General features: G+C 36.8%; 22 protein-coding genes. 11 read left to right on the top strand and 11 right to left on the bottom strand.

Features of this window, described 5'->3' with window-relative positions; genetic code table 11:
• Window positions 1-22: 22 nt before the first annotated feature.
• On the bottom strand, window positions 23-1951 hold the full coding sequence (locus FB551_RS11500; RefSeq protein WP_142017576.1) for an oleate hydratase: 1929 nt from the start codon (window positions 1949-1951) through the stop codon (window positions 23-25).
• 89 nt (window positions 1952-2040) lie between these two features.
• The gene (locus FB551_RS11495) at window positions 2041-2922 is read right to left on the bottom strand and encodes an AraC family transcriptional regulator (protein WP_142017574.1); all 882 of its coding nucleotides are present in this window, start codon (window positions 2920-2922) and stop codon (window positions 2041-2043) included.
• Between the two features lie 302 nt (window positions 2923-3224).
• Between FB551_RS11495 and FB551_RS11490 the strand changes: the two genes are divergently transcribed.
• Complete coding sequence (locus tag FB551_RS11490; RefSeq protein WP_142018105.1) at window positions 3225-4406, top strand: MFS transporter; 1182 nt, start codon at window positions 3225-3227, stop codon at window positions 4404-4406.
• A 93-nt stretch (window positions 4407-4499) separates the two neighbouring features.
• Here the strand turns inward: FB551_RS11490 and FB551_RS11485 are convergent, their stop codons facing one another.
• Complete coding sequence (locus FB551_RS11485) at window positions 4500-5465, bottom strand: YpdA family putative bacillithiol disulfide reductase (RefSeq protein ID WP_142017571.1); 966 nt, start codon at window positions 5463-5465, stop codon at window positions 4500-4502.
• Window positions 5466-5596: 131 nt separating this feature from the next.
• Between FB551_RS11485 and FB551_RS11480 the strand changes: the two genes are divergently transcribed.
• Complete coding sequence (locus FB551_RS11480; RefSeq protein WP_142017569.1) at window positions 5597-6238, top strand: hypothetical protein; 642 nt, start codon at window positions 5597-5599, stop codon at window positions 6236-6238.
• A 61-nt stretch (window positions 6239-6299) separates the two neighbouring features.
• Here the strand turns inward: FB551_RS11480 and FB551_RS11475 are convergent, their stop codons facing one another.
• From FB551_RS11475 to FB551_RS11440, 8 genes are all read right to left on the bottom strand, one after another.
• The gene (locus FB551_RS11475) at window positions 6300-7589 is read right to left on the bottom strand and encodes a glycosyltransferase family 4 protein (protein ID WP_142017567.1); all 1290 of its coding nucleotides are present in this window, start codon (window positions 7587-7589) and stop codon (window positions 6300-6302) included.
• Between the two features lie 57 nt (window positions 7590-7646).
• Complete coding sequence (locus FB551_RS11470; RefSeq protein WP_142017565.1) at window positions 7647-10187, bottom strand: YfhO family protein; 2541 nt, start codon at window positions 10185-10187, stop codon at window positions 7647-7649.
• A 31-nt stretch (window positions 10188-10218) separates the two neighbouring features.
• Entirely contained in the window at window positions 10219-10449 is a 231-nt protein-coding gene (locus tag FB551_RS11465) for a hypothetical protein (RefSeq protein ID WP_047434099.1), read from the bottom strand.
• A 64-nt stretch (window positions 10450-10513) separates the two neighbouring features.
• Complete coding sequence (locus tag FB551_RS11460; protein ID WP_142017563.1) at window positions 10514-11563, bottom strand: DUF6263 family protein; 1050 nt, start codon at window positions 11561-11563, stop codon at window positions 10514-10516.
• A 14-nt stretch (window positions 11564-11577) separates the two neighbouring features.
• On the bottom strand, window positions 11578-12699 hold the full coding sequence (locus FB551_RS11455; RefSeq protein ID WP_142017561.1) for a serine hydrolase domain-containing protein: 1122 nt from the start codon (window positions 12697-12699) through the stop codon (window positions 11578-11580).
• A gap of 3 nt (window positions 12700-12702) precedes the next feature.
• Complete coding sequence (rlmB, locus tag FB551_RS11450; protein ID WP_047434093.1) at window positions 12703-13452, bottom strand: 23S rRNA (guanosine(2251)-2'-O)-methyltransferase RlmB; 750 nt, start codon at window positions 13450-13452, stop codon at window positions 12703-12705.
• Between the two features lie 114 nt (window positions 13453-13566).
• Window positions 13567-14040 (bottom strand): DinB family protein, encoded by a 474-nt coding sequence (locus FB551_RS11445; RefSeq protein ID WP_047434092.1) that lies wholly within the window; start codon window positions 14038-14040, stop codon window positions 13567-13569.
• A gap of 249 nt (window positions 14041-14289) precedes the next feature.
• A complete protein-coding gene (locus FB551_RS11440; protein ID WP_142017559.1) occupies window positions 14290-15624 on the bottom strand; it encodes a peptide-N-glycosidase F-related protein in 1335 nt (444 codons plus the stop codon).
• A 235-nt stretch (window positions 15625-15859) separates the two neighbouring features.
• On the opposite strand from FB551_RS11440, the gene FB551_RS11435 reads away from it, so the two are divergent.
• From FB551_RS11435 to FB551_RS11395, 9 genes are all read left to right on the top strand, one after another.
• Window positions 15860-17167 carry an Ig-like domain-containing protein gene (locus FB551_RS11435; RefSeq protein ID WP_142017557.1) on the top strand — a complete coding sequence of 436 codons (1308 nt, stop codon included), beginning with the start codon at window positions 15860-15862 and terminating at the stop codon, window positions 17165-17167.
• A gap of 269 nt (window positions 17168-17436) precedes the next feature.
• Complete coding sequence (locus tag FB551_RS11430; protein WP_047435863.1) at window positions 17437-18441, top strand: AAA family ATPase; 1005 nt, start codon at window positions 17437-17439, stop codon at window positions 18439-18441.
• Window positions 18441-18899: a GNAT family N-acetyltransferase gene (locus tag FB551_RS11425; RefSeq protein WP_142017555.1), complete on the top strand. Its 459-nt coding sequence runs from the start codon at window positions 18441-18443 to the stop codon at window positions 18897-18899. Before FB551_RS11430 ends, FB551_RS11425 begins: the two co-directional genes overlap by 1 nt.
• Window positions 18900-18966: 67 nt before the next feature.
• Entirely contained in the window at window positions 18967-19830 is an 864-nt protein-coding gene (locus tag FB551_RS11420) for a DUF58 domain-containing protein (RefSeq protein ID WP_047434084.1), read from the top strand.
• A gap of 57 nt (window positions 19831-19887) precedes the next feature.
• A complete protein-coding gene (locus FB551_RS11415; protein WP_142017553.1) occupies window positions 19888-20784 on the top strand; it encodes a BatD family protein in 897 nt (298 codons plus the stop codon).
• The gene (locus FB551_RS11410; RefSeq protein WP_142017551.1) at window positions 20777-21769 is read left to right on the top strand and encodes a VWA domain-containing protein; all 993 of its coding nucleotides are present in this window, start codon (window positions 20777-20779) and stop codon (window positions 21767-21769) included. The genes FB551_RS11415 and FB551_RS11410 overlap by 8 nt, the downstream gene beginning before the upstream one ends.
• Complete coding sequence (locus tag FB551_RS11405) at window positions 21769-22776, top strand: vWA domain-containing protein (RefSeq protein ID WP_047434080.1); 1008 nt, start codon at window positions 21769-21771, stop codon at window positions 22774-22776. Before FB551_RS11410 ends, FB551_RS11405 begins: the two co-directional genes overlap by 1 nt.
• Before the next feature lie 99 nt (window positions 22777-22875).
• The gene (locus FB551_RS11400; protein WP_052187114.1) at window positions 22876-23619 is read left to right on the top strand and encodes a tetratricopeptide repeat protein; all 744 of its coding nucleotides are present in this window, start codon (window positions 22876-22878) and stop codon (window positions 23617-23619) included.
• A complete protein-coding gene (locus FB551_RS11395; RefSeq protein ID WP_142017549.1) occupies window positions 23619-25358 on the top strand; it encodes a BatD family protein in 1740 nt (579 codons plus the stop codon). The genes FB551_RS11400 and FB551_RS11395 overlap by 1 nt, the downstream gene beginning before the upstream one ends.
• Window positions 25359-25360 lie beyond the last annotated feature (2 nt).

Raw genomic sequence — 25360 nt, 5'->3', positions numbered from 1 at the left:
TTATATTTAGTCTTTTAATCTTTTAATCTTTTACTCCTTTTACCCATTCCTGAAATCTGGTTAGGAAAGATTCATGTTCTTCTTTTTCTTCAGGACGGTTGACAAGGATATGTTCAAAATAAGTTCCTTTTAATATTTTTCTTAAAATTCCTTCACCTAAGAAAGGCTTATAGTCATTCAAAGCCTGAGTCGCTTTCAGTAGATGTCTGATGTCATACTGCAACGGATTGATGTCCGGAACCTGTTTATTAAGATTAAGAAGATTATAAACGGCTATTCTCGCAGTTCTTACAGAACTTTCCATAGTGAAGACCACATCATTGTTGGTTTCTACAAACTGTCCTACAAGACCTAAGTTGGTACATCCTTCAGGAACGACTCTCGGACGGTCTCCCATCGCTCTCGGCATAAACATAGAAGTGATATAAGGCATGAATGCTGTACGTACAATGGTATTTTCTATCACATTATCAAGTTGGTCTTTTATTCCCAGATGATAACACAGCTCGGTCAGGATCTCGTTTCCGGTACACTGAGGCATTGTTTTTTTAATGTAATTACCTTCTTTATCCATCAGTAAAGCATATACCCAAACTACAAGGATGTCATCCGGCTGAGTAGGGAAATGCGGCTGTCTGTTGCAGGTAAAACTCATTACCCAATTAGAGTCTGTGATGGTAATAATACCTCCTGTAGCTGTTCTTCCTGAATACGGATCATTCACACACAATTCTTTCAGTTTCTCTGTAAAAGCTGAAGGACGACAGGTTAATGTAGCAGATTCCCATGAAGATTTTTCAATATGGCTACAGAATTTTTCAGGTTTCCCGAACACTTCGGATTTTGCTGCCAAATTTTTCCAAAGTTTCCATCCTGCACTTTGTCCTGCACTGCTGTTGTCTATGGTAACTTCGGGAACAGTATTGTTGTCTCCGTAGAAAGTACTTTCGGTCATAGAACCGGTAGTTACGATAACATAATCATCTTTACTAATCGGTATTCTTACTTCCTCTCCATTTTGTTCAGTGATGATTCCTTCTACCGTTTTTCCTTCTGTATTGATATGAATATCAAGGTCTTTTACCAACGTGTTGAACTGAATCTGCACTCCTTTTTCTACCAGGAAGTTTTTTAATGGAGTTACATAGGTATCATACTGGTTATATTTTGGGAATACCAGACATGAGAAATCTTTCATTCCATCAATGGCATGAAGGAATCTGTGCATATACAGTTTCAGTTCCAGTAAGCTGTGCCAGTTTTCGAAGGCAAACATAGAACGCCAGAAGAACCAGAAATTACTGTTGAGCAAAGATTCAGAAAAATAATCTTCAATGGTAAGATCGTCTAACTCTTCTTTTTTCTTTAACAGCAGTTTTACAATCGCCAGCTGATCTTTTTTCTCAAGTCCGAATTTGCTGAAATCCTTGATCTGTCCCTGATTGTGGATCAATCTTGCTTTAGAGTAATTCGGGTCGTTGTCATTAACAAGACGGTATTCATCCAATACACTGTAGGGGGCAGGAAGCTCCAAAGCTGGAATATCCTGGAACATATCCCATAAATTTTCATAGGTCATATCCATTTCTCTTCCTCCACGGATGATGTAACCGTCTTTTGCGTTACCGGCTCCATCCAGAGATCCGCCTTCAACATTCAGCTGATCAAGGAAAATAATATTTTTACCTGGCACACGGCCATCACGGATAAAATAATAAGCGGCAGACATCCCTGCAATTCCGCTTCCTACAATATAAATTTTACTGTTTTCATAAGATTGTAAGGGGATACCTTTATTACGTTGATAGTTTCCGATCTGATCGGAGAAAGGCATTGTTTTTTCAGGAGTGTTAATCTGAACTTCTTTACTTGAATCCGGTTCGTGGTTTACATTTCCAAACTGGTCAGAGGCTTTTAAAACTTTATCGAATTTTGAATTGATCGTACTCATCTTTTATTGTTTTTAATTAACAGTATAAAGGTACCTCTATTCAAAAAGCGATATATATCCCCAAGTTCAGAATTATTATCCCCAAATTCTCATGACTGAATATTTTCTTTCATTCTGTATTCTGATGGAGAAAGCGTAGTATGTTTTTTAAAGAAACGGCCGAAAGCCGAGGCGGAGTTAAATTGTAACCCGAATGCAATTTCAGAAATCGTCATATCGGGATTTCCGAGCATGACATAAGCTTCTTTCAGTAAAGCTTCATCAATAACCTCATGAGGCGTTTTTCCGCTTGCTTTTTTAATAATCTCAATGAGATATTTATTGGAAACATGAAGTTGATCCGCATAAAACTGAACCATTCGCTCTCTGGTAATATTTTCTCTGATCAGTTGACCAAATTTAAGATAAAGGTCTTTTTTTCCTTCTTCTTTTTTATCGGGATTTGCGGCGTTTTCCTGTTCTATAATCTCAGCGGTCTCCAGCAGTAGATTGAAAATAATGGTACGGATAATTTCTTCCGTAAACTTTCCTTCCTTTTGAGATTTTTTGTCAAGATAATCCAGAAGATTTTGCAGCAGTGACGAATTTGTTGCCGTAGTTTTGATGATGTTGTATGAACCTTTAGAGAAAAGGTTCATTTTTTCAATGATAAAAGGATTGGAAATATTTTTAATCAGAAAATTTTTGTCAAAGAACAACAGTTTCATTGTGAAATCATCACTGGTTTTTCCAAATTTTACAATTGTGGAAGGGGCTGCAATAAGAAAATCATGAACATCTACTTTATATTCCTGACGATCTATCTCAATACTGATTTCTCCGGCAGTACAGACACACAGAGCATAATAGTCCATTCTGAAAGGAGCCTTTGGAAATTCAAAAATGGGTTTTCCTGAAGAAATGTAGTAGGATTGCCGGCAGTCAATACTGTAAAAAGATAGCGTATCATGTAAATTTTCGTAGGTTACCATTCTTCAGTATCGGTTAGATTTTTATTATGTTTTTAAATGGTTTTAGTTTAAAAACCCTTGTTGTTACTGCAATTTACGATTTTCACGAAAGTTTTTTCGTTTTTGTGTGTTAAAAAATTATTTTTTTCAGGCTATCGATGTTATTCTGTTTTAATCGATGTTATTTATAAAAAAGAGGTTTAAATACAGGCTTTTGGGTTATTTTTATCTAATTTTGCACTTTCAAATTTCCCCAAAATATTATTGTGAGATTAATTAACGTATATACGAGTTCTTTCAAAGGACTCTCGCAGGAGAGTTGGATGCTGGCGTTGGTAATGCTCATCAACAGGGCCGGTTCTATGGTACTACCGTTTCTGGGAGTTTATATGACGAATCATTTACATTTCAGTATAGAAAATTCCGGAATTGTACTGAGTTTTTTTGGGATAGGTTCGGTGATCGGATCATGGCTGGGAGGTATGATTACGGATAAAATAGGCGAATACAGAGTACAGAGTCTGAGCTTACTTCTTAGTGTTCCTTTGTTCTGTATGATTCCGCTCTTTACGACGGAAGCTGGTCTGGCGGGAATTATTTTAGCGCAGAGTATTGTCAGTGAAACTTTCCGTCCGGCAAATTCGGTGGCGATTACCAAATATGCAAAACCTGAAAATATCACAAGAGCTTTCTCTCTGAACAGAATGGCGGTAAATCTTGGATTTTCTATCGGGCCCGCTTTGGGAGGTATTTTATCTGCTATTTCTTATGAGTTTCTGTTTTTCAGTAATGCGCTGGCTGCTTTGCTGGCAGGGCTGATGTATATCTGGTTCTTTAAAGACCGTGCTAGATTAGCTAAACAGCAGGCGAAAAAGGTAAAAGAAGCCATTGTTATTAAAAAAGAAAGCTCTCCATATCGTGATGGTAAGTTTTTGATTTACTGTGTATTCTGTATGTTGTTTTCCATATGTTTCTTCCAGTTGTTCAGTACGCTGACGATATTTTATAAAGATACGGCACATATGAGCCAGCAAAATATCGGGTATATTCTGGGATACAGCGGTTTCCTGATTGTGCTGCTTGAAATGGGACTGGTACAGATTGCTGAAAAGTATTTTACTTTAGCTTTTACCATGCTTATCGGGACTTTCCTGTGTGGAGTTTCTTATGCAATGCTGGCTTTCGATTATAGTATGATTACCCTTGTGCTGTCTATGACCTTACTTTGTGTAGGAGAAATATGGACGCTTCCTTTTATGTCAACCATTACCGCATTACGCTCAGGAGAGAATAATAAAGGTGCCTACATGGGGTTGAACGGGATGTCATTTTCCATTGCATTTATCATCACACCTTATATAGGAACACTGATTGCAGAAAAACTAGGATTCAGTACCCTTTGGATCGGAACTGGAGTATTGGCCACAGCTATTGCCATCGGCTTTTACTTTATCATTCCGTGGATGCTTAAGGATAAAAATAAAGTTGAAGAAGACATTATATAATGCTTTTGATTCATGAATTTTAAAATAAAAGGCTTCGGGCAATTTCGTAGAAATTGCCCGAAGCCTTTTTAATATATATTAGTCCGTCTATGATTAAAATTTTGAAATAATCGAACTGATGATCATATTCGCATGAATCCTGGAGTTTTCAATAAACCAGAGATGAGTATCTTTTCCTCCACACACCACTCCCGCAAGATAGAGATTGGGAATATTGGTTTCCATTGTTTCAGGATTGTAAAATGGGTTCAGGCAATCTCCGTTGAGTTCAATACCAGAATTTCTCAGGAAATCAAAATCCGGAAGATAACCCGTCATAGCCAATACGAAATCATTGTCAATTTCGTGTGTTTCTCCTTTCTCATCTTTAAAAACAACAGAATTTTCTTTAATTTCGATCATTTCTGCATTAAAATGAGCCTTAATGCTGCCTTCTGCAATTCTGTTTTCTATATCCGGTTTTACCCAATATTTTACACTTTTGGAAATCTCAGCATGACGGATAATCATTGTAACTTCAGCTCCTTTCCGATACGTTTCCAACGCTGCATCTACAGCAGAATTACTGCATCCTACCACAACAATTTTCTGTCTTGCGTAAGGGTAAGGTTCCGTATAATAATGTTTAACTTTCGGAAGATTTTCACCGGGAATATTCATCAGGTTTGGAATATCATAGAATCCGGTAGCAATAACTACATTTTTAGCCTGATAGATTGCTTTGGCGGTTTTGATCTCAAATATTTCATCCCTTTTAGAAACATTCAGAACTTTTTCATAGAGATTGATTTTCAGATTTTTTTGTCTGGCAATGCCCTGATAGTATTCCAGTGCTTCCTGTCTTCCCGGTTTTGGAGCGGTAGAAATAAACGGAACTTCATCAATCTCCAGCTTTTCCGCAGTGGAGAAAAAACGCATGTATAAAGGATAATTGTACAGTGAATTGACAATAGTTCCTTTTTCTATGATTACATGACTAAGATTGTTTTTTTGAGCTTCAAGGGCGCAGTTCAAACCGATGGGTCCGGCCCCGATAATGAGAATATCCAATATTTCCATCTAACAAATGTACGATGTAATTTTTAAAATGAGAAGCTATAACTCATGAACTCTCATAGTCTTTATCTCTTTACATCATTTACCACTTGGCATCAGTTTTGGTGTTTTTTACGAATTGCTAAATATAAAATATGAAAAAATTACTTATTCCATTGGCTGTTTTGGTTCTGGCTGTAGCCTGTAAAAAAGAGGCAGGAAAACCTGTTCCCAATGTGATAGATTCCATTGCACAAAATAAAACAGACAGTGCAGGCACCGTTCAGAATAATGACAATAAAGAAGTTGTTTTAAAGCAGACAAATGATGAGGTTTTGAAATCACTTAAGACTAAAGATTATACTACCTTTACTTCTTTGATTCATCCCGAAAAAGGAATTCGTTTTTCAATGTATGCTTTTGTTAATGTAAAGGAAGATAAACATTTTTCCAAAGCAGATTTTGAAAAATATCAGCCTACAAAAACTTTGTTTACCTGGGGAGCACAAGATGGTTCAGGCGATCCGTATAAAGCAACGATCAATGATTATCTTGGAAAATGGGTGTTTTCTAAGGATTTTACAGTTTCCCAATATTCATTAAATAAATTTATTGGAGGAGGAAATTCCCTGAATAATTTAAAGGAGATTTATCCAAAAGCTGATTTCACAGAAAACTATATCAAAGGAACTGAAAAGTCCGGTGAAATGGATTGGAAAACAGTTCGTTTTGTGTTTGAAGAATTTCAGGGTAAATATTATCTGATTGCGGTGGTAAATGACCAGTGGACGATATAGAAGTTAAAAGTTAAAAGTTAGAAGCGGAATATAAACTTCCAGCTTCTAACTTCCTTTTTTTTTATTTCAAAATTTCAGTCAGCTGACGGGTCAGGTTTTTTCTTGAGAACTGCTCAATATGCTGAGTGTTTTCTATCAGGCTGCCATTTTTCCACAGCTCATATTTTTCAAGAATAAATTTCTTGACAGTTTCTGTATCCTGATAACTGAAATGTTTTCCTGCCTGGGTTTCCTCCAGAATTTTTGCAACATCAGCTCTATCCGGACCGAATGACAGGATCTGTTTTCCTGAAGCGAGATATTCAAATATTTTTCCAGGGATAATTCCTTTTGAAGATTCATTCGGGAAATTGGTTATAAGAAGCAGATCAGAATTCTGCATTTCTTCTACAGCTTTCCCATGAGCAAGATATCCGAGATTCCGGATATGGTTTTTCAGACTTGAACTTTCGATAGCCTGAAGGATTTTATCATCGATTCTTCCTACAAATTTCAACTTAAAATCAGTTGCAAATTCAGCATTTTCTTTCACCAGTTCGTCGAGTGCTTTCCAAAGATTCTCAGGATTTCTGAGTTGTTCCAAAACACCGATATAACTTAAGGTAAATGCTTGACTTATTTGTCCTTTTACATTATTATCAGAATCACTCTCATCAAATCCGTTCGTAATACAAACCGCATTGGCTCCTGCTTTCCTGAAGTTTTCCGCATCAGTATAACTTGTTGCCAGCGTGATATCCGCATTTTTAAATACAGCACTTTCCAGCTGGCGGTGTTTTTTATCTGAACTTTTGGTTAATTTCAGGTGTTTATAATAGGAAATTTCTGTCCATGGATCTCGGAAATCGGCAATCCATTTCAAATCCGGCATTTTATTTTTAAGCCCTAAACCAATCAAATGGAGAGAGTGGGGTGGGCCGGAAGTAACGATTGTGTCTATCGAATTTTCTTTCAGGTATTTTTCCAGAAACTTAACAGAAGGTTTTACCCAGAAAACTCTGGCATCAGGAATGAAAAAATTACCCCTTACCCAGATGGAAAGTCTGGATTTCCAGCTCTGATTTTTTCCTACATCAAATTGTCCGGCTTTAAATTTTTTATTGCTCTTATTCAGTTTTTCAGCCAGCTGATAAGGTTCCCAGATTGTGGTTCTTACCATCTCAATATTTTCCGGAACATCTTTCATCAACGTTTCATCCAGCAATGGGTAACTGGGATTTTCCGGGGTATAGATGATCGGTTTCCAGCCGAAATCCGGCAGATATTTTGCAAACTTCAGCCATCTTTGAACACCAGGACCTCCCGCAGGAGGCCAGTAATAGGTGATAATCAATATTTTCTTTTGTTCCATTTATTTACTTAATGGTCTTTGTCATTCTGAATGACATCATAGGTAATATTATATTATTTAAGCTTTTTGTTCAGCTACAATCTCTTTTTTCTTGTTCTTATTCATCCAGAAAATTCCAAATGCTGCCAACAGGATAAATAATCCAAATGAAAGAAGCGAAAGCCATTTCCCTTTTTCAATCACTTCCGGTTCAAAAACCAATCTGATATGGTGGTTTCCTGCCGGAACATGTACTGCACGAAGTAAATAATCTGCTTTGATATACGGAACTTCTTTTTCGTCTACCAGTACTTTCCATCCGTGAGGATAATACACTTCAGAGAATACAGCCAATTGTGGAGTTTTCGACTGAGATTTAAATTCAAGTTCGTTTGGCTGGTATTTCGTAAGAGTGATAAATGCTGTAGAATCTGCCTGAACTGGTTTATTGTCAAAATATGATTTGTCAGATGAAGCAATGACAGCTGTTTTTTTGTTGTCGATAGTTCCGATAGATTTAATTTCCTGATTAGGAGTATCTACAAATTTTAAATCACTTACAAACCATGCATTTCCATTGGCTTTTGGATTAGGGACAACCTGTGGTTGCTCTGGTCCCCCGAAAACCATGTACTTGGCATTTAATAAGTTTAAGATATTAGGTGTTTTTACACTGTCTACATTATTGATGTATTCATTCAGTACATCGTCATATCTTCTTAGTTTTACAGCATGGTAACCACCGATAGAAGCTTTAAAATAAGAGGTGTTGGTTTCACTGGTTACACCCAGTGTCTGGTTGTAAATTCGGTAGTGTGTTTTGTCTTTTTCTGCAATCGTTTCCAATGTTTTATTGATATTGACATTGGATAAAATAGATTCCAGATTTGGGTTTCCCTGTACTTTTTCAGCCAGCAGATCTGAGCTTTCGGTCTGGAAAGGATTTTCGGCAAAGATTTTATCTACATAATTTTCGTCATTTAAATAACGCTTGTTGACGGACCAAAGATCAAATAAACTTACAAGTCCAATCACTACCAAAGCAATATTCTGATTAAGCTTTTTCTTTAAAGTTAAGAATAACGCAGCTGCAGTAATTGCTACATAAATGAATGCTTTTATCGCATCTACCCTGAACAATTTATATCTCTCATCTACAAGATAATCGAGTAGGAAAGGAGGGAAATAAGTCTTTTCGTTTTCTGTTGCAAAGCCTAATAAAGATTTTCCAAAGATTAAAAGAATCAATAAAAATCCTAATGTTCCACCTCCCACATAAAGAAGGATTTTTTGTTTGTATTCTTCAGTCAGCTTTTCGTCTGTAAAGAATCTGTATAATCCCAGAATAGCAATTAACGGGAATAATAATTCTACTACCACTAAGATTGAAGAAGGAGCCCTGAATTTATTATAGAACGGTACATAATCAATAAAGAAATCCGATAATGGCATGAAGTTACTTCCCCAGGCCAGCAAAATAGTCAGGATGGAAGCACCTAAAATCCAGTAACGGTATTTTTTTGAAGCAAAAAAGAATCCTAATAAGGCAAGGAAACATACGATAGCTCCCTGATAGGCTGGTCCTGAAGTTCCTGGCTGGTCTCCCCAATAGGTTACCCCGCTGAAACCTTTGGAAATTCTATCCATTTCAGCCTGTGAACCTACATTTTCCTGAACCAGTTCCTGAACTCTGTTCATAATTTCTTTTCCTTCAGGTTCCTGACTTCCACCACCCATTAATCTTGGGATGAAAAGGTTTAAAGTTTCCAGTTGCCCATAGCTCCACATCAGCATACTTTCTTTATCCATTCCTGATTTACCTGAAGTATGGCTGTCGTTATCTAAAATCTGCTTTCCACGAACCGTTTCTTTTACGTATTCAGAATTGGCCATGATTCTTTGTGAATTCATTCCAACCCCAATAACACATGATGCTGCGATAATTCCTGACGAAATAAGAAAATGCTTCATTGGTGTCTTTTTCTGGATCGCTCTGATCAGTTCAGAAAGGAATAAGAATCCTAAAGCAAGAAACAGATAATAGGTCATCTGAGGATGGTTCGCAGCAATTTGAAGGCCCATAAAAAGGGTCGTGACAATGAACCCCCAGATATATTGTTTTCTGATATACACCAGTAAAATTCCGGCCAGCAGTGGTGCAAAGTATTCAATGGTATTTACTTTACCATTATGTCCGGCCGCAATAATGATATAAAAATAGGTGGAAAGCCCGAAAAAAGTGGCTCCCAAAAGAGCATACTTCCAGTTTCTGACCACTACCATTCCCAAAAGGAAAAAACCTGCAAATAGCAGGAAGAGATAATTAACCGGCCTTGGCAGGAAATTCAGATTGCTGTCGATTTTTTTGATGATATCACCTTTGAACTGGCTTCCCATCTGATAAGTCGGCATTCCCCCAAACATGGAGTCACTCCAATAGGTTTCATTTCCGGTATTGGCTCTATAGTCAAGCAGTTCTTTTGCACCTCCTCGGTACTGCACAATGTCGTGCTGAAAAAGTTGTTTTCCTGAAAATACAGGAGTGGAATATAAAAATGCTAAAACTATAAATACTACTAATGAAATTGCAATATAAATTAAGTTTTTATTTTTTGCCATGCTGGTTATTATCTTTTATTTCTTGGAATTTTTACCTTTTGTCATTACTCTCTTTCACCTCCTCATAGTCAACAGTTTCTGCATCCCAGTTAAGGTTCTGTTGGTTATTCTTATTTGAGTTTTGTAGGTCCTGCTGTCTGTTATTCTGGTTATCATTATTGAAACGATAGCTGTAAAATGTCTTAAAGAAAATTCTTTTCAGAATGTTCCAGACAAAGAAAATAATAATGGCAGTGAGTACTAACTCAAGAATGTACTTCATAATTTAAAAAATTTAAAGTTCAGGGTTTAAAAATGATATGATAAACCCTGAATGTTTACTTCAGTTATTTAGCAGATGGGTTTACCATTACCGAAGAATTGGAAACGCTCTTCATAGACTGAGATTGTTTTCCATCTGAAATGGTTTCTATCTGAGTTGTTTTTACGTTGATATTCTGGTTGGTAATCCATCCTGTGCTTTCGTCAAACTTAATGGTTCCGTTCTGAACCAGTTCACTGCTCAGGCTGTGTGTGATAGGCCCCTGAGCTTTCTTCTCTGTTTTCTTAGGAATACCTCCGGTTACTACAATTTCTGCAGCTCCGTTTCCTAAGCTTTTCAGTACATAATTCGATGTTACTTTTACGCTTCCGCTCGCATCAGCATTCTCAGAAGTTGACCACTTTTCTCCCATTTTCACTCCTTTTTTAGGAATGATCATCAGATTTTTGTGAAACTGATCTTTCAGAACTTTTTCATTGAATGATTGCTTAAGGCTGGCTACTACACTGGCTTTTTCGTTGGCGTCTTTGATCAGTGTACCCACCGCGTTACCTACTTTTGTGTAAACAGCATCAAATCCTGTAATAGAAATCACATTCCCTTTCGTATCCATCTTCATCTGAAGTTTGTTTCCAGTAAGTGCTTTGTTTACATTCCAGATCATTTTAAGGTCATCTTCTTTAGGAAGAGGAAGCTTGGTGTCTACTACTACCGTTTTTCCCTGTGCAGACTGAGAATTTCTCTTGGCAACAAGGTTAAGAGTCATTTCATACACATTTCCTTTAATGTCATCCACTACAAAATTCATTTCATCTGTAGATTCGCTGGTTGCAGTGATAGATTTCCCCTGAGGATCTGTCATTGTTTTTACATCTCTCTGATAAGTGGTAAGAGGATATGTCTTTCCTTTTTCTAATTTGAAAGTCTGTGTGATAACTCCCGCAGAATCTTTGATAGCCGGGTTTTCTGAAACTTTTGCTACAGAATCAGCAGGAACTTCCACTGTTACTGTTTTTCCGGTTTTAGGATCTACTTTCGTTATTTTTGCTGTTTCTTTTTTACAAGATACAAGAGCTATTGATGATATAAGCGCAAGCGCTGCAATGTTCTTCATTCGATTTTTTAACTTTATTTTTTACTACTATTTCTTAATAAATTATCTGCAATATCATGCAGTTTCCCCTGAGATTCTCCATCTGATTCATTAGAAAGTATGACTACTCCCATATTTTTTGACGGATAAATCTGAAGCACACTTGAAAAGCCAAATGTACCTCCGGTATGATAAACGGCTTGGCCTCCGTCTTCATAGGTATGCAATCTCCAATACAATCCAATAGCATCTCCCTCACTTTTTACAAGAGGAGTATGGGATATTTTTACATATTTATTATTCTCATCCAGATGATACTGCATGTATTTCACAAGGTCTTCCGTAGTGGATATAATTCCTCCGGCAGGCGCAAAGATGGTTGTGAAATTTCTGGGCATTACCTTTCCTTTTTCGTTATAACAAGTCAATAGCTGTGCAGAATTCGTACCAAGAATGGTCTGATTCATTTTCAGAGGTTTTGTAATATACTCTGAAAGCAGTTCTCCGTAGCTTTTATGATATACTTTTTCAAGGATATCCCCGGTAAGTTGTGTTCCTACATTGGAATATTTATAGTCTGTTCCCGGAACAAAATCTACTTTTGCCTGATGAAGATCTTCATAAAACTTCTTTTTTGAATAGCTTTTATAAAAATCAGCTAATGCCATGGCAACAGAATCCATTGGCTTTTTGAATGTTTCAGACTGATCCGGCAAAAACTGAGGTAATCCTGATGAATGATTGGTAAGATTACCAATTGTTACAGGATGCTTTTCAAATTCAAGATTGGGATAATTCCCATCCAGATATTTTCGGATATCATCATCCATTTTAATTTTACCATCCACTAAAGCATGAGCCAGAAGTGTTCCGGTAAAGGTCTTGGTAATGGAAGCAATCTCATACAAACTTTTGGAAGTTGGAAGTTCTGATTTTCCTCTTTCCGTAGTGCCATAATTATAGAAATAGCTTTTACCATCTTTAAAAATACCTATAGAAAGTCCTACGCGTGCAGGATTCTGCATATAAGTGAGAGCTTCTTTCTGAACCATCTTATCAAGGTCGGTCGTAAGGCGGTTATCTGTTGCTACTTTTTTTGCCTGTGCATTAAAAACTAACGGGACAAAAAATAATGGTAAAAGTGACTGTATTTTCATGGTTTAAGGATTTGGTATCACGGTCATTTTCTGTCTTACCGCCTCATACAAAATCGCTCCACATGCTACAGAAACATTCAGAGATTGAGTTTTTCCTTCAATAGGAAGTTTTATTTTTTCATCAGCATGATGCAATACTTCTTTAGAAATTCCGGTTTCTTCATTTCCCATAACAATTGCACATGGTTCTGTAAGGTTGACATCATAAATCAACTTCTGAGCTTTTTCACTGGCTGCATATACAGAAATTCCACTTTGCTGAAGGAAATCTACAGCATGAGCCAGGTTGTTTTCCTTACATATTTTAATATTGTAAATAGCCCCTGCAGAGGTTTTTATAGCATCAGAGTTAATAGGAGCGGCTCCCTTTTCCGGGATGATGATAGCATCCACACCTACGCATTCTGCTGTTCTGCAGATCGCTCCGAAGTTTCTTACATCTGTAAGTCTGTCCAGAATCAAAAGAAAAGGAGTTTTTCCCTGTTCGAATAATTGTGGAACAATATCCTCCACTTTATGAAACGGTACATCCGAAATAAAAGCCACCACACCCTGGTGGTTTTTTCTTGTAAAACGGTTCAGTTTTTCAACCGGAACATAATTGGGACGGATTTTATTTTTCGCTAAAATGGCTTTTAATTCAGCATAAATAGGGCCCTGAAGTGCATTCTGCACAAAGACCTTGTCAATCGTTTTTCCCGCTTCAATTGCTTCAATCACGGGACGCAGCCCGAAAATAAAATCGTCTTTCATTGAAAATTTATTATATAGTTATAGAGTGAATTGTCAATTGAGAATTTTACGCTGTAAGTCAATTCTGATGTGCATATATTCACATTTGACCATTGGCTTGCGCAGCAAAATTCACTATCTCCCTTTCTCTCCTAAAATTGCTCTTTTCTGTGCCATCACGTATCCATAGTGAAGGCTCTCATGCATATTGTTGAAGATAATGGCATCCTGGATGCTTTTCAGATCCATTCCGAAACTTGTGGTGTACGGAGTATAATCTGAGAAGAAGTCACTGTCATAATCCTTCATTAAAATCTTAGAAGTTTCTGTAAGTAAAAATTCCAAATCTTCCACTTCTGATTTCTGAACATTTAAGTTGGGCAAAGTTCCTTTCTTGTAGGTTTCAATCCAATACTTGTCAATACGGAAAGGGTTTCCGCTCAGGTAATAGTGCAATAGCTGCTGTGTGGCAACAGTATGTGCAATATTCCAGTAAATATTGTTGTTGAAACCATCCGGAATCAGAATCAAATCCTCATGAGATGTGTTCTGAAGGATATCTAAAAGGTTCTTTCTTACCTGTCTGTGTGCTTGAAAATGATAATTCATTTTGCAAAATTTTTAATCACCAAAAATAGTTTAATAAACTGGAAATGACAATTTTTTTGGGTAAAGGATTGAAGTTAAAGTTTTTTAACGGTTTGGGAAAAGAATGAATTAAAGGAGTTTTTTTTACTGCTTTTGATTGATATCAGAGGATTTTTAGGTTTGATTTTACATGACGATTAATATAAAACCCTCCTGAGAAAAGTTTCAGAGAGGGTTTTTAATGTTGTATTTCGAAAGATCTGTCTGTAGTTACTTTTTTATGATTTTGTGCTTAAAGGTGGTTCCATCTTTTAAAACAATATTTAAAAAATAAACTCCTGCGCTGTATGAGGAAAGATCTATTCTGTTCTCTTTATAAGTCTCGGAAAGTTTTCTGCCTTCCATATTGAAAATGCTTATTGAATTGACTTCTACTTTTGATTTTACATTGACAAAGTCAGAAGTAGGATTGGGGTAAATATTTACATCCACTGTTCTGATATCTTTTACATTCAATGTTGTGTTGCTTTTCCCTTGCATATAAACCGATAGCCTTACTTCTCCCTGCTGTTGATTGAAAACAGCAGTTGGAATCGTATGTTTCAAGGTGTGAAAGCCTGTAGTCAAGTTGGGTACTGTAAATTCTCTGATGGGAACAGAATTTCCAGGACACCAGTTATTCCATGAAGTCCAGTTAGCAAAGGTTTTAGGGGAAGAACCATAGATGCCGTTCCCCTGAGTGTTGTATACACGGTAGGGTTCACATGAAATACCTCCGGGAGTATAGGTGAGAACTTGTACATCATCTACATAGGTATAGTTTTGTCTTCTGACATACTCTTCACCACCACTGTTGGCGCCATGCGGAGTCGATATTACAAAAAAACGGGCATTGGTAACAGGGCTTGGCAGATTAAAAGTAACAATTCTAACTGTTTCTCCGGTAACATCAGTGCTGTTATAATTATTGAGGCTGTTATAACTTAGTATCGGAACGAGCGTATTGGTATCGGAAGGCGTTGCTCCTGTATCCGTTGAGAAAAAAGTAAGAGTCCCTGAAAAAACATCAATTCTGTTTGCGCAGCCTGAGACCTGAGTTTGAGCTGCATAAGGAACCCCGAAAACATCTAATTCCATATAGAGATCATACTGGCCACGTAATGCTGTATCATGAAATATGCTGTATAAATTACTTACATCATAGGTATAGGGAACTTCAGAAGGAGTTTTGTTTTTATTCATGAAAGGAGTAATATATCTGCCTACCTCTATTCTTTTGACATTAGGATCATCGACAGTATAAGTAGATTGGTTTTTAGGAACCATTGCTAAAAAGACCTCTCCAAGGCGGTCATAATTATCACACAGTGCCGCTATTGTTACCCGCATTGCAATCTTAGCTTTGAAAGCATCTAATTCAGCATCAGTAAGCTTCCTTGTGTATCTGGCGTTTGTCAGTCTCGTCAAACCGGCGGGCGTAGGGTTGGATACTGTCGCGGCATAGCCATCATAGTACACAGCATCTGAAATTATATTGGTCATTGTCGTTTGGGCGAAAACGAGATTGGTAATCAAAAAACTGGAAAAGAATAGCTTTTTATACATGTTATTGATGTTTAGTGTAAATATATGAAATATGTATCAAAATTACTTTTAATTTCTTTATTTTTACATTTTATGGTTGTTTTGTTGCTGAGTATTTATTGTTTTTAATGTTGGATATATTTTTGTCTAAATTGTTTCTTTATATTGAATTATGTGATGAAATATTTTTTTTATTGCTGTAATCAGAGTATTTATTGTTAAATTAGCATGGTATTCCAGGTAAACATTATTAATAATGAAAAGAATTTTACTTTTAGCTTTGTTTTTTGTAGTAGTGGGGTTGAACGCTCAGATCAACATCAATATTGGAAGTTCAACAGTAGGTACTGCTCCTGTAAGCAGTTTTTTTTCCTATTCTTATGTACAGCAGATATACCCTAAGCAGGAAGTTAATGCCAATGCTGCAGGCAATATTACAGGGCTTACATTTTATGTGGATTCTTCCTCTACCATTACTGAATCTTCAAACTGGACTGTCTATCTTGGACATACGTCAAAAACTGCCTTTGCTTCAGGTACAGACTGGATTCCTGCTGCACAGTTGACACAAGTGTTCACAGGAACTGTAACCAAGAACAATAATAAAGTTGAAGTTGTTTTTACTACACCATTTGCTTATAATAATGTTGATAATCTGGTTATTGCGGCAAAAGAGAATTCTCCGAATATCGATATCAATAATTTTGATGAAGCTTTTCATGTTTACCCTCATCTTCCTTATTCAACACTGTATTATAAAGGAGATCGCGCCGTAGTGGATATTGCTTCTCCTCCCGGAGGTATCAGGGCGGATTATAAATCATCAGTTACCATTTCAGGCCTTACACCAAGTGCCGGACCGGCATGTCCTTTTGTTATTTATCCGGTAAATAATACTCAGAATATTTCTTTAACCCCAAATTTCAGCTGGCTTCCGGCTTCAGGAGCTACATCTTACAAAATTTCGCTGGGAACAAGTTCAGGAAGCTCTGATGTTATTAATCAGCAGACCGTTTCAGGAAATAGTTTTACCCCTTCCACAGCACTTACAGCCGGAACAACTTATTATTTAAAAGTAACATCCGTGTCGGGGAATACAGAATCTTCAGGATGTTCAGAACTTGTTTTTAAAACTGTTCCTCCAATACCAGTAAACGATGCATGTACAGGAGCATTGCCGGCATCCGTATTTCCTTACAGCTATACTCAGGATGACGCTGTATCTACGACCAATAACACAGGAAATATAAGCGTATGTACAAGTAATGGAGATACAGGAATGAATGATGGTACATGGTTTAAGTTCACTGGTGATGGCAGTCAGTATACTATTAAAGTGACTATGCCCTCCGGCAGTAGCTATGATCCACAGATAGGGGTGTATAGTGGCAGCTGCAGTAATTTATCCTGTACCGGAACTGTTGATAATGGTGGTGGAGGTACCGCAGAAACGCTTACGATTACCACGGTGTCTGGAACAGACTATTTTATAAATGTCGGAGCTTATGAAGATACTACTGATGCTCCTGAAAATATATTTACCATTACTATAACCAAACTTTAACAGTATATAATCAATTTTCTGACTAAAATCAAGAAGATAAATTAAAATGTTGCAAAAGTGATTTTGTGACATTTTTTATGAATAATAATAAAAATAGAGACAGGACTTGATGTAATTTGAGTTTATTTATACCTAAGAAATTCAGCGTTATAGCTTTAAATGTCTCGTTAATCCAAGATTTTTAACAAACTTTAACTCAAAAATGGCATTTATTATGTTGATTAATGCAAGTATTTATCAGAAATTTACCACTTATTTTAAATCAAGCTATGTCAGAGATATATCAAGCTGAAGATATCCGCCAATTGACGGAAAAAGTAAAGGAAAAAAACTACTTATTTTCTCTTCTGAGACAGGAAATCAACAAAGTTATTATTGGGCAGGAATACATGGTAGACCGTCTTTTGGTAGGGCTTTTGGGAAATGGACACGTTCTTCTTGAAGGAGTACCCGGACTGGCCAAAACCTTAGCGATAAAAACACTGGCAGATGCTGTTCACGGAGATTTCTCAAGGATTCAGTTTACGCCGGATTTACTTCCTGCAGACGTAGTAGGAACTATGATCTTCAATATCAAGGACAATGATTTTTCTATAAAAAAAGGACCGGTATTTGCGAACTTTGTTTTGGCGGATGAGATCAACCGTGCGCCGGCAAAAGTACAGTCGGCTCTTCTGGAAGTGATGCAGGAAAAACAGGTGACCATTGGTGATGAAACTATGAAGCTTCCCAAACCGTTCCTGGTACTGGCAACGCAAAACCCAATTGATCAGGAAGGAACTTACCTTTTGCCTGAAGCACAAAGCGATCGTTTTATGTTGAAGTGTACCATAGATTATCCTGCTTTTGAAGACGAAAGACAGGTAATGAGAATGGTGTCAACTTCACATCAGCCTACGGTAAAACCTGTAATTTCCCTTCAGGACATTGTAGATGCAAAAGAACTGATCAACCAGATTTATCTCGACGAGAAAATTGAAAAATATATCCTTGATATGGTGTTTGCAACCCGTTATCCGGAAAATTACGGACTGTCTGAACTTAAAAATTATATCAGTTTCGGAGCTTCCCCAAGAGCATCCATTAATCTTGCTATTGCCTCAAGAGCTTACGCCTTCTTAAAAGGAAGAGCATTTGTCATTCCGGAAGATGTAAAAGCATTGGCAAAAGATGTGTTGAGACACAGAATAGGTTTAACGTTTGAAGCTGAAGCCGAAGAAATTTCAACAGAAGAAATTATCAATAGAATTTTAGCAAAAATACAGGCACCATAATGAGTGATGTGATCATAAGAAAAGCAGTTCAGCAGGATTGTGCTTCCATGTTAGATTTGATAAAAGAATTGGCTGAGTATGAAAAAGCACTGCATGAAGTAACCGTTACTTTGGAGGATTTTACTCAGGATGGTTTCGGAGCTTCTCCTGTTTGGGGGGCTTTCGTGGCAGAATATGAAGGAGAAATAGTTGGAATATCACTGTATTATGACAGATATTCAACGTGGAAGGGAAGAAGACTGTATCTTGAAGATCTTGTGGTTACTGAAAAGCTGAGAGGAAAGCAGATCGGAAAGAAATTATTTGATGCGACGCTGGAATATGGTAAAACCAATAATTACAGTGGAATGGTATTTCAGGTATTGAACTGGAATGAACCAGCCATCAATTTTTATAAAAAATACAACACAAAGTTTGATAATGAATGGTCGAACGTATCCATTGAGTTTAAAGACTAACCTAAAAACCCGGATCCCGCACCAGTATTTAACTTTGAATTTTAAACTTTGAATTTTGAATTAGTCTATGCAGATAAAAGATATTGTAAAAAAAGTAAAGCAGATTGAAATCCGTACCAGAAAAAAGACGGAGGCTGCTTTAATGGGACAATATCACAGTGCCTTTAAAGGACAGGGGATGACCTTCTCGGAAGTGCGCCCCTACCAGTTTGGAGATGAGATCAGAAGAATCGACTGGAATAAAACCGCACGTTTCCGTGAGCCATTCGTAAAAGTAATGGAAGAAGAAAGGGAATTGACGATGATGATTCTCGTTGATATTTCCGCTTCCATGGATTATGGCACAAAAGTTCAGCTGAAAAGAGAATATGTAGCCGAAATTGCGGCCAGTTTAGGATTTTCAGCAGCCGGAAATAATGATAAGGTAGGACTGATCCTGTTTGCAGATAAAGTATATAAAGTAATTCCTCCTCAAAAAGGGAGAAAGCATATTCTTTCCATTATCAGCAATATTCTCACTGCAGATTATGTTCCGGCAGAATCTAAAATAGACAAGGCAATGGAATATATGATGGGGATTTTTAAAAGAAAATCCCTGGTATTTCTGTTTTCAGATTTTGAAGATGCCTATGATTCCAAAATGCTGAGAGTAGCTTCCAAGAAGCATCAGTTGCTGGGAATGAGGATTTATGATGAAAAAGATAATGAAATTCCTGATGTAGGATATGCCCGTTTACTTGATGTGGAAACCGGAAAAGAAATATGGGCCAATACTTCCAGCGCGAGATGGCGTTATACCTTCGCGGAAGCTCAAAAACAAAAACTGAGAACTTTGGAAGAAGATTTTGCCAACAGCTCCGCCAGTTTTATGAATATTAATACCGGTTCGGATTATTCAAAATTATTGTATAATTACTTTCAGAAAAAATAACATCAGGCTTTGCCTGTAACTAAAAAACATGAGGCAGCTGCCTTGATTATTTTAACATTGAGAAAAATACTTTTAATATTATCTTTTCTGATCTGTGCAAATGCTTTTTCACAGATATTATCCTCTAATGTAGAAAAGAAAACCCTTGCGCTTGGAGAAATCAATCATCTTACCATAAAGATTGACAACCTGAATGAGCAGCAGGTTACTTCAGCAGCCAAAAATGAGCTGTTACCTTTTCATTTTGAAGAAACCAAAGACAGTATCGGACAAACAGCTAACACTTATGAAAGAAAAATAGAATTTGCTGTTTTTGAAGAAGGAAAATTTACCATTCCGGAACTGGAGTTCAAAGTAGGAGATCGAATACTTAAAACAATTCCTTACGAAATAGATGTCATTAATACGGCTCAAAAAGCAGATCAGATCAATGATATCATGAATAATAAGCAGGTGAAACTTGAAGCCAAAGATTACTGGGAGCTTTATAAGTTTTATATTCTTGCTGCATTGGCTGGTATTGCAGTCATCATTGCAATTATTATGTTTATAAAATGGGGAAGAAAATCAAAGAGCTCTCCTGTAGTGGCAACCAACCAGACCTTAAAAGAACTCGATTCTCTTAAAAAGAAAAAATATATTGAAGGAGGAAACTTCCGTTCGTTTTATGTGGAACTGATCGATATTTCCAGAACCTTCATTACAAAACAATACCGTCTTCCGGCAGATGTACTTCTTACTGATGATCTCATTGATGTCATGAAAAAAAATAATACCATCTCGCAGGACAACGAAAAAATAATAGAAGATGTATTTCTTAGGGGAGACCTGGTGAAATTTGCCAAGACATTCCCTGATCAGGAAACAATGGAAAGGGATTTTGCCAATATCAGAGATTTTGTGAAAAGATCATCCAAAGATTTAGAATTCGAAAACTTAAGGAAGGATGTTTAATTTTGAGTTTTACAGCCCATGGTTTTTGCTGCTTTTTCTGCTGTTTATTCCACTTTTAATTAAAGATATTGGAAGAAAGAAAAGAAAAGGTATAAAAGTTCCTACGGTAAAAAATATGGATCACAGCGGAGGGATTCAGGGGGTACTTTTTTTACTGAAAATTTCAAAGTATATTATTCTTTCTGCTTTGATTATTGCCATGGCAAGGCCGAGAACATTTACCATTTCTCAGGACAGAGATGATACAAAGGGAGTCGATATTATGTTATCTATTGATGTTTCTTTAAGTATGCTGGCGAAAGATCTCACTCCGGACAGAATCACTGCATTGAAAGATATCGCCGTAAAATTTGTTCAGAAACGTCCCAATGACAGAATAGGAGTGGTAGCCTATGCCGCTGAAGCGTTTACTAAAGTTCCTGTTACTTCAGATCACCAGGTTGTTATTGATGAAATTAAAAATCTGAATTCGGCAGGTCTTGAACCTGGAACAGCCATTGGAGAAGGGCTTTCTGTAGCAGTAAATCATTTGATTAAAAGTAAAGCCAAGAGTAAAGTGGTTATTCTGATGACGGATGGAGTAAGCAATATTCAGAATGCGATTCCCACACAGCTTGCCGCTGAACTGGCAAAAAATAATAATATAAAGGTATATTCAATAGGAATCGGGACCAATGGTTATGCATTGATGCCGACATCGCAGGATATTTTCGGAGATCTTATCTTTACGGAAACAGAGGTTACCATTGATGAAAATACCTTGAGAGAAATAGCACAGACAACTGGAGGTAAATATTTCAGAGCTACCTCAAACAGTAGTCTGGAAGAAGTATACAATGAGATCAACCAACTGGAAAAATCTGATATAAAGGTTTCCAAGCTGTACAATTATGAAGAATATTTCAAAATATTTCTTTGGATTGCACTGGCTATGTTGGTGTTGGATGCATTGTTGAGATGGGTGTTTTATAAAATTTTAAGCTGATGAGTTGGTCTTTAGGAAATTATTGGTATTTATTTTTACTGTTGCTTCTGCCGCTGTTAGCTATCTTTTTGATCCGGTTTTTACAATGGAGAAACAAAAAAAGAGAAATTTTTGCTGCCAGCCAGTTTCACGAAAATTTATTTGAAAAAAGGTCAGGATTTACAAAGTTTTTCCCTGCTTTATACTTATTGGGAACACTATTTCTGATATTCTCTATCATTGATCTTCTGAACGGTTCAGAAGAAGTAAAAAGTACCCAGAAACTGAATAATGTTATCTTTATGCTGGATGTATCCAATTCCATGAATGCTGAAGATATAGATCCAAGCCGTCTCACAGAAGCCAAAAATCTGATGCTGGCTACCATGAAGAAAATGAATAATGATAAAGTAGGTATAGTGATTTTTGCAGGTAATGCCATGTCTATTATGCCTCTTACAACGGACTATAATTCTGCAGAAACTTATATCAGCGGTATTGAAACCAGCTCTATGCAAATTCAGGGAACGGACTTTCTGAAAGGAATGCAGGCTGCGGCTGAAAAATTTAAAAATGTCAGCAAAGGATCCCGAAAAGTGATTCTTCTGAGTGACGGTGAAGATAATGAGGGAAATGATAATGCTGCCATCAGATTAGCTAATAAAGAAGGAATAAGCATTACTTCTGTAGGAGTGGGTACAGATGAAGGTGCGCCGGTTCCGGAATATGTGTTCGGACAACTGATGGGGTATAAAACCGATGCCAATGGAGGTACGGTAATATCAAAAAGACAGACAGAAGCATTAAAGAAAATGGCTGAGTCTACAGATGGAACTTATATTGACGGAAATAATATCAATGAAGCTCCGGATCGGATTGTAGATGCTGTCAATAAAAAATCTACTGGTGCGGAAACTATGGTAAAATCACAGAATGCCAATCATTATTATCAGTATTTTCTTGCAGCGTCTCTGCTATTTTTCTTTTTAATTTATATTTTTAATCCTAAAAAAGATTTTAATGTGTAAAATTCCTGTATTTATAGAAGAAATTCTACAACTACTTTAACCGAATTTTAACAAATAAAACTCTGTTTCTTAACATATAAAGGAATAATTTTGCAAGTGATGAATACTAAAATCATATTTTTATCGTTTATTGTTGCCATTTCGTTCTCAGGCTTCATGTTTGGGCAGGAAAGCTATAAGAATTTAGTGTACGAAGGCAACCAGAAATTTGACGGTAAAGATTATGATGGTGCCTCCTCAAAGTATATGGAAGCGATAAAATCCAACGATAAAGATTTTACCGCTCATTATAATATGGGGAATGCATTATATAAAAGTAAAAAATATGAAGAAGCAAAGGCTGAGTTTGAAAAGGCAGAAAAACTTTCACAGACACTTCCTGACAAAACTGCTGCTCTTCATAATTTAGGAAATGCTTATATGCAGATGAATCAGCCGGAAAAAGCCGCTGACTATTACAAGAAGGCTTTGAAGCAGGACCCACACAGTGAGGTAACCAGAAAAAATTATGAGATTGCCAAACTGAAAGAAAAAGAAAAACAACAGCAAAAAAACGAACAGAATAACTCAGGAAAAGGCGGCGGCGGAAATGATCAGAACAAAGGGGATGATCAGAAAGGCGACAAGGACAAAAAACAGGATCAGGGTAACGGCCCACAGAACGAAGGTAAAAGTGACCAGGGTGACAATCCTAAGCAGAATCAAAATAATGAAGGCAGAATGCCAAAGAATCTTGAAAATGCGATCTTAGATAAAATAAACGAAAAAGAAAAAGAAACCGCCAGAAGAATTTTAAATAAAAATTCTTATTCGATGCCTGAAAGCAACGAGAAAGATTGGTGATGCAGCATAAATTGATTTACATATTGCTAACGCTGGCATCCGTAATTACTTACGGACAGGTAAATCTATCCATGGATGCAGATAAAACCGAATACGCAGGTAAGGATATCATTAATCTGACCATTGTTCTTGAACTAAACGGAAGTGATCTCGTACAGCAAACAGGTTTTCAGCTTCCGGATCTTTCAAAATTTAATATCATAGGAAGCGGATCTGTTACCAATACTGTGATTGATCCTGCTACCAATACTTTAATTACCCAGAAAGTTTCCAGAATTGCCCTTGAACCTAAGAAAAAAGGGAAAATAAAAATCGGTTCCGTTCTTGTTACCGTCAACAACAGAATTTATAAAACAGAACCTTTTGACGTCAATATCCGCGATATTGTTGACAAAAGATCTCTGGCAGCGAATACCTCCAATGATGTATATCTGAATATGGAAATTGATGACAGAGATGTATATCAGGATCAGCCTACCGTAGCTGTTCTGAGAGTGTATTCAAGAAATATGGATAACCTGAGAAAGGTGAAAAATATTCATCTTCCACAACAGGACAATATCAATGTACATCCTATTAATTTTGATAAGTCTGAGATAGATCCTTCCGGATATGGAAACATGCCTTCACAGGTTTTGGCCATGTTTATGGTATTTCCTAATGAAGCAGGATATGTGGAAGTTCCCGGAGTATCCGCTTCGGTAAGCACCTATTCAAATAAAACAAAAATCGTTTCCAATAAAGTTAAAATTAACGTAAGAAAGCTTCCTGAAGGAGCTCCTGAATGCTTTAAAAATGCTGTTGGAAACTTTAATGTCAACGTATATAATGCTTCCAAGGAAAAGCCGGAAGCCAAGAAACCTCTGAATGTGGTAGTAAAAGTTTCGGGAGAAGGTAATTTACCGGATATGGAACTTCCTAAAATTGCTGCTTCTCCGGATTACGAAGTTTTTGCCCCGAAAATTACCGCTAAAGTAACTCCGGGAACTACAGGAATGAAAGGTGAAATTCTGGCTAATTATGTAATCATCCCTAGAAAATCAGGGGCTATCTCAATTAAAACCGAACAATTTGCTTTCTTTGATCCTGCCAGTAAAGAATATGTAGATCTTGGGCAGAAAACACTGGATCTTAGGACGTTTTCGCATGACCAGATTCTGGAGGCCCGTTCTACGGTAGAAAAGGTAAACGAATATACCAATAACCTTTTGGAGACGGTAAATACTCCGGTGTTAAAAACCACGTCATTTAAAGTAAAAGAAAAAAGTAAATTCCACTGGAATATTCTTTTGACCAATATTGCGATTCTGATCAGCTTATTTGTTGCCTATCTGCTATTTAAAAATTGGCAAAAAAAACGTACATTAGTTAGGGAAACTATACCTGCAAAACCTTTAGGTTCAGTGGCTGAAACAGAAAAAGAGATCAGAGAATTGATGAAAACGGATATCAATGATTATTTTGGATATCTCGAAAATCTTAAAGATAACGGAGAGTATGAAAAGTTTTTTATCACTCTGGAAGAATTGGATGAAGAAGTAAGAGGTCAGTATTTTCAGGGCTCTGCTTCCGAATTTAAGACTTTTCTTGAAAAGCACAAAGGTTCTTCAGTTGCAGAGGAATACAGTAAACTGCAGCAGAAAGTTCAGATGGAAAAATACAATCCTGTGAAATCTGCTGAAGCTCTCGAAGAACTTTTGAAAACTATTGTTAATTTATATTCACAAATTAACAAATAATC

The sequence above is a fragment of the Chryseobacterium aquifrigidense genome (assembly GCF_006716485.1).
Classification (GTDB): domain Bacteria; phylum Bacteroidota; class Bacteroidia; order Flavobacteriales; family Weeksellaceae; genus Chryseobacterium; species Chryseobacterium vietnamense.
Note: the sequence above shows the minus strand (reverse complement) of the source record. Positions and strands in the feature narration are given on the sequence as shown.

Excerpts from the sequence above, each read along its gene's own strand:
- FB551_RS11500 (WP_142017576.1), bottom strand. The coding sequence starts at position 1,951 with ATGAGTACGATCAATTCAAAATTCGATAAAGTTTTAAAAGCCTCTGAC.
- FB551_RS11495 (WP_142017574.1), bottom strand. The coding sequence starts at position 2,922 with ATGGTAACCTACGAAAATTTACATGATACGCTATCTTTTTACAGTATT.
- FB551_RS11490 (WP_142018105.1), top strand. The coding sequence starts at position 3,225 with ATGCTGGCGTTGGTAATGCTCATCAACAGGGCCGGTTCTATGGTACTA.
- FB551_RS11485 (WP_142017571.1), bottom strand. The coding sequence starts at position 5,465 with ATGGAAATATTGGATATTCTCATTATCGGGGCCGGACCCATCGGTTTG.
- FB551_RS11480 (WP_142017569.1), top strand. The coding sequence starts at position 5,597 with ATGAAAAAATTACTTATTCCATTGGCTGTTTTGGTTCTGGCTGTAGCC.
- FB551_RS11475 (WP_142017567.1), bottom strand. The coding sequence starts at position 7,589 with ATGGAACAAAAGAAAATATTGATTATCACCTATTACTGGCCTCCTGCG.
- FB551_RS11470 (WP_142017565.1), bottom strand. The coding sequence starts at position 10,187 with ATGGCAAAAAATAAAAACTTAATTTATATTGCAATTTCATTAGTAGTA.
- FB551_RS11465 (WP_047434099.1), bottom strand. The coding sequence starts at position 10,449 with ATGAAGTACATTCTTGAGTTAGTACTCACTGCCATTATTATTTTCTTT.
- FB551_RS11460 (WP_142017563.1), bottom strand. The coding sequence starts at position 11,563 with ATGAAGAACATTGCAGCGCTTGCGCTTATATCATCAATAGCTCTTGTA.
- FB551_RS11455 (WP_142017561.1), bottom strand. The coding sequence starts at position 12,699 with ATGAAAATACAGTCACTTTTACCATTATTTTTTGTCCCGTTAGTTTTT.
- rlmB (WP_047434093.1), bottom strand. The coding sequence starts at position 13,452 with ATGAAAGACGATTTTATTTTCGGGCTGCGTCCCGTGATTGAAGCAATT.
- FB551_RS11445 (WP_047434092.1), bottom strand. The coding sequence starts at position 14,040 with ATGAATTATCATTTTCAAGCACACAGACAGGTAAGAAAGAACCTTTTA.
- FB551_RS11440 (WP_142017559.1), bottom strand. The coding sequence starts at position 15,624 with ATGTATAAAAAGCTATTCTTTTCCAGTTTTTTGATTACCAATCTCGTT.
- FB551_RS11435 (WP_142017557.1), top strand. The coding sequence starts at position 15,860 with ATGAAAAGAATTTTACTTTTAGCTTTGTTTTTTGTAGTAGTGGGGTTG.
- FB551_RS11430 (WP_047435863.1), top strand. The coding sequence starts at position 17,437 with ATGTCAGAGATATATCAAGCTGAAGATATCCGCCAATTGACGGAAAAA.
- FB551_RS11425 (WP_142017555.1), top strand. The coding sequence starts at position 18,441 with ATGAGTGATGTGATCATAAGAAAAGCAGTTCAGCAGGATTGTGCTTCC.
- FB551_RS11420 (WP_047434084.1), top strand. The coding sequence starts at position 18,967 with ATGCAGATAAAAGATATTGTAAAAAAAGTAAAGCAGATTGAAATCCGT.
- FB551_RS11410 (WP_142017551.1), top strand. The coding sequence starts at position 20,777 with ATGTTTAATTTTGAGTTTTACAGCCCATGGTTTTTGCTGCTTTTTCTG.
- FB551_RS11405 (WP_047434080.1), top strand. The coding sequence starts at position 21,769 with ATGAGTTGGTCTTTAGGAAATTATTGGTATTTATTTTTACTGTTGCTT.
- FB551_RS11400 (WP_052187114.1), top strand. The coding sequence starts at position 22,876 with ATGAATACTAAAATCATATTTTTATCGTTTATTGTTGCCATTTCGTTC.
- FB551_RS11395 (WP_142017549.1), top strand. The coding sequence starts at position 23,619 with ATGCAGCATAAATTGATTTACATATTGCTAACGCTGGCATCCGTAATT.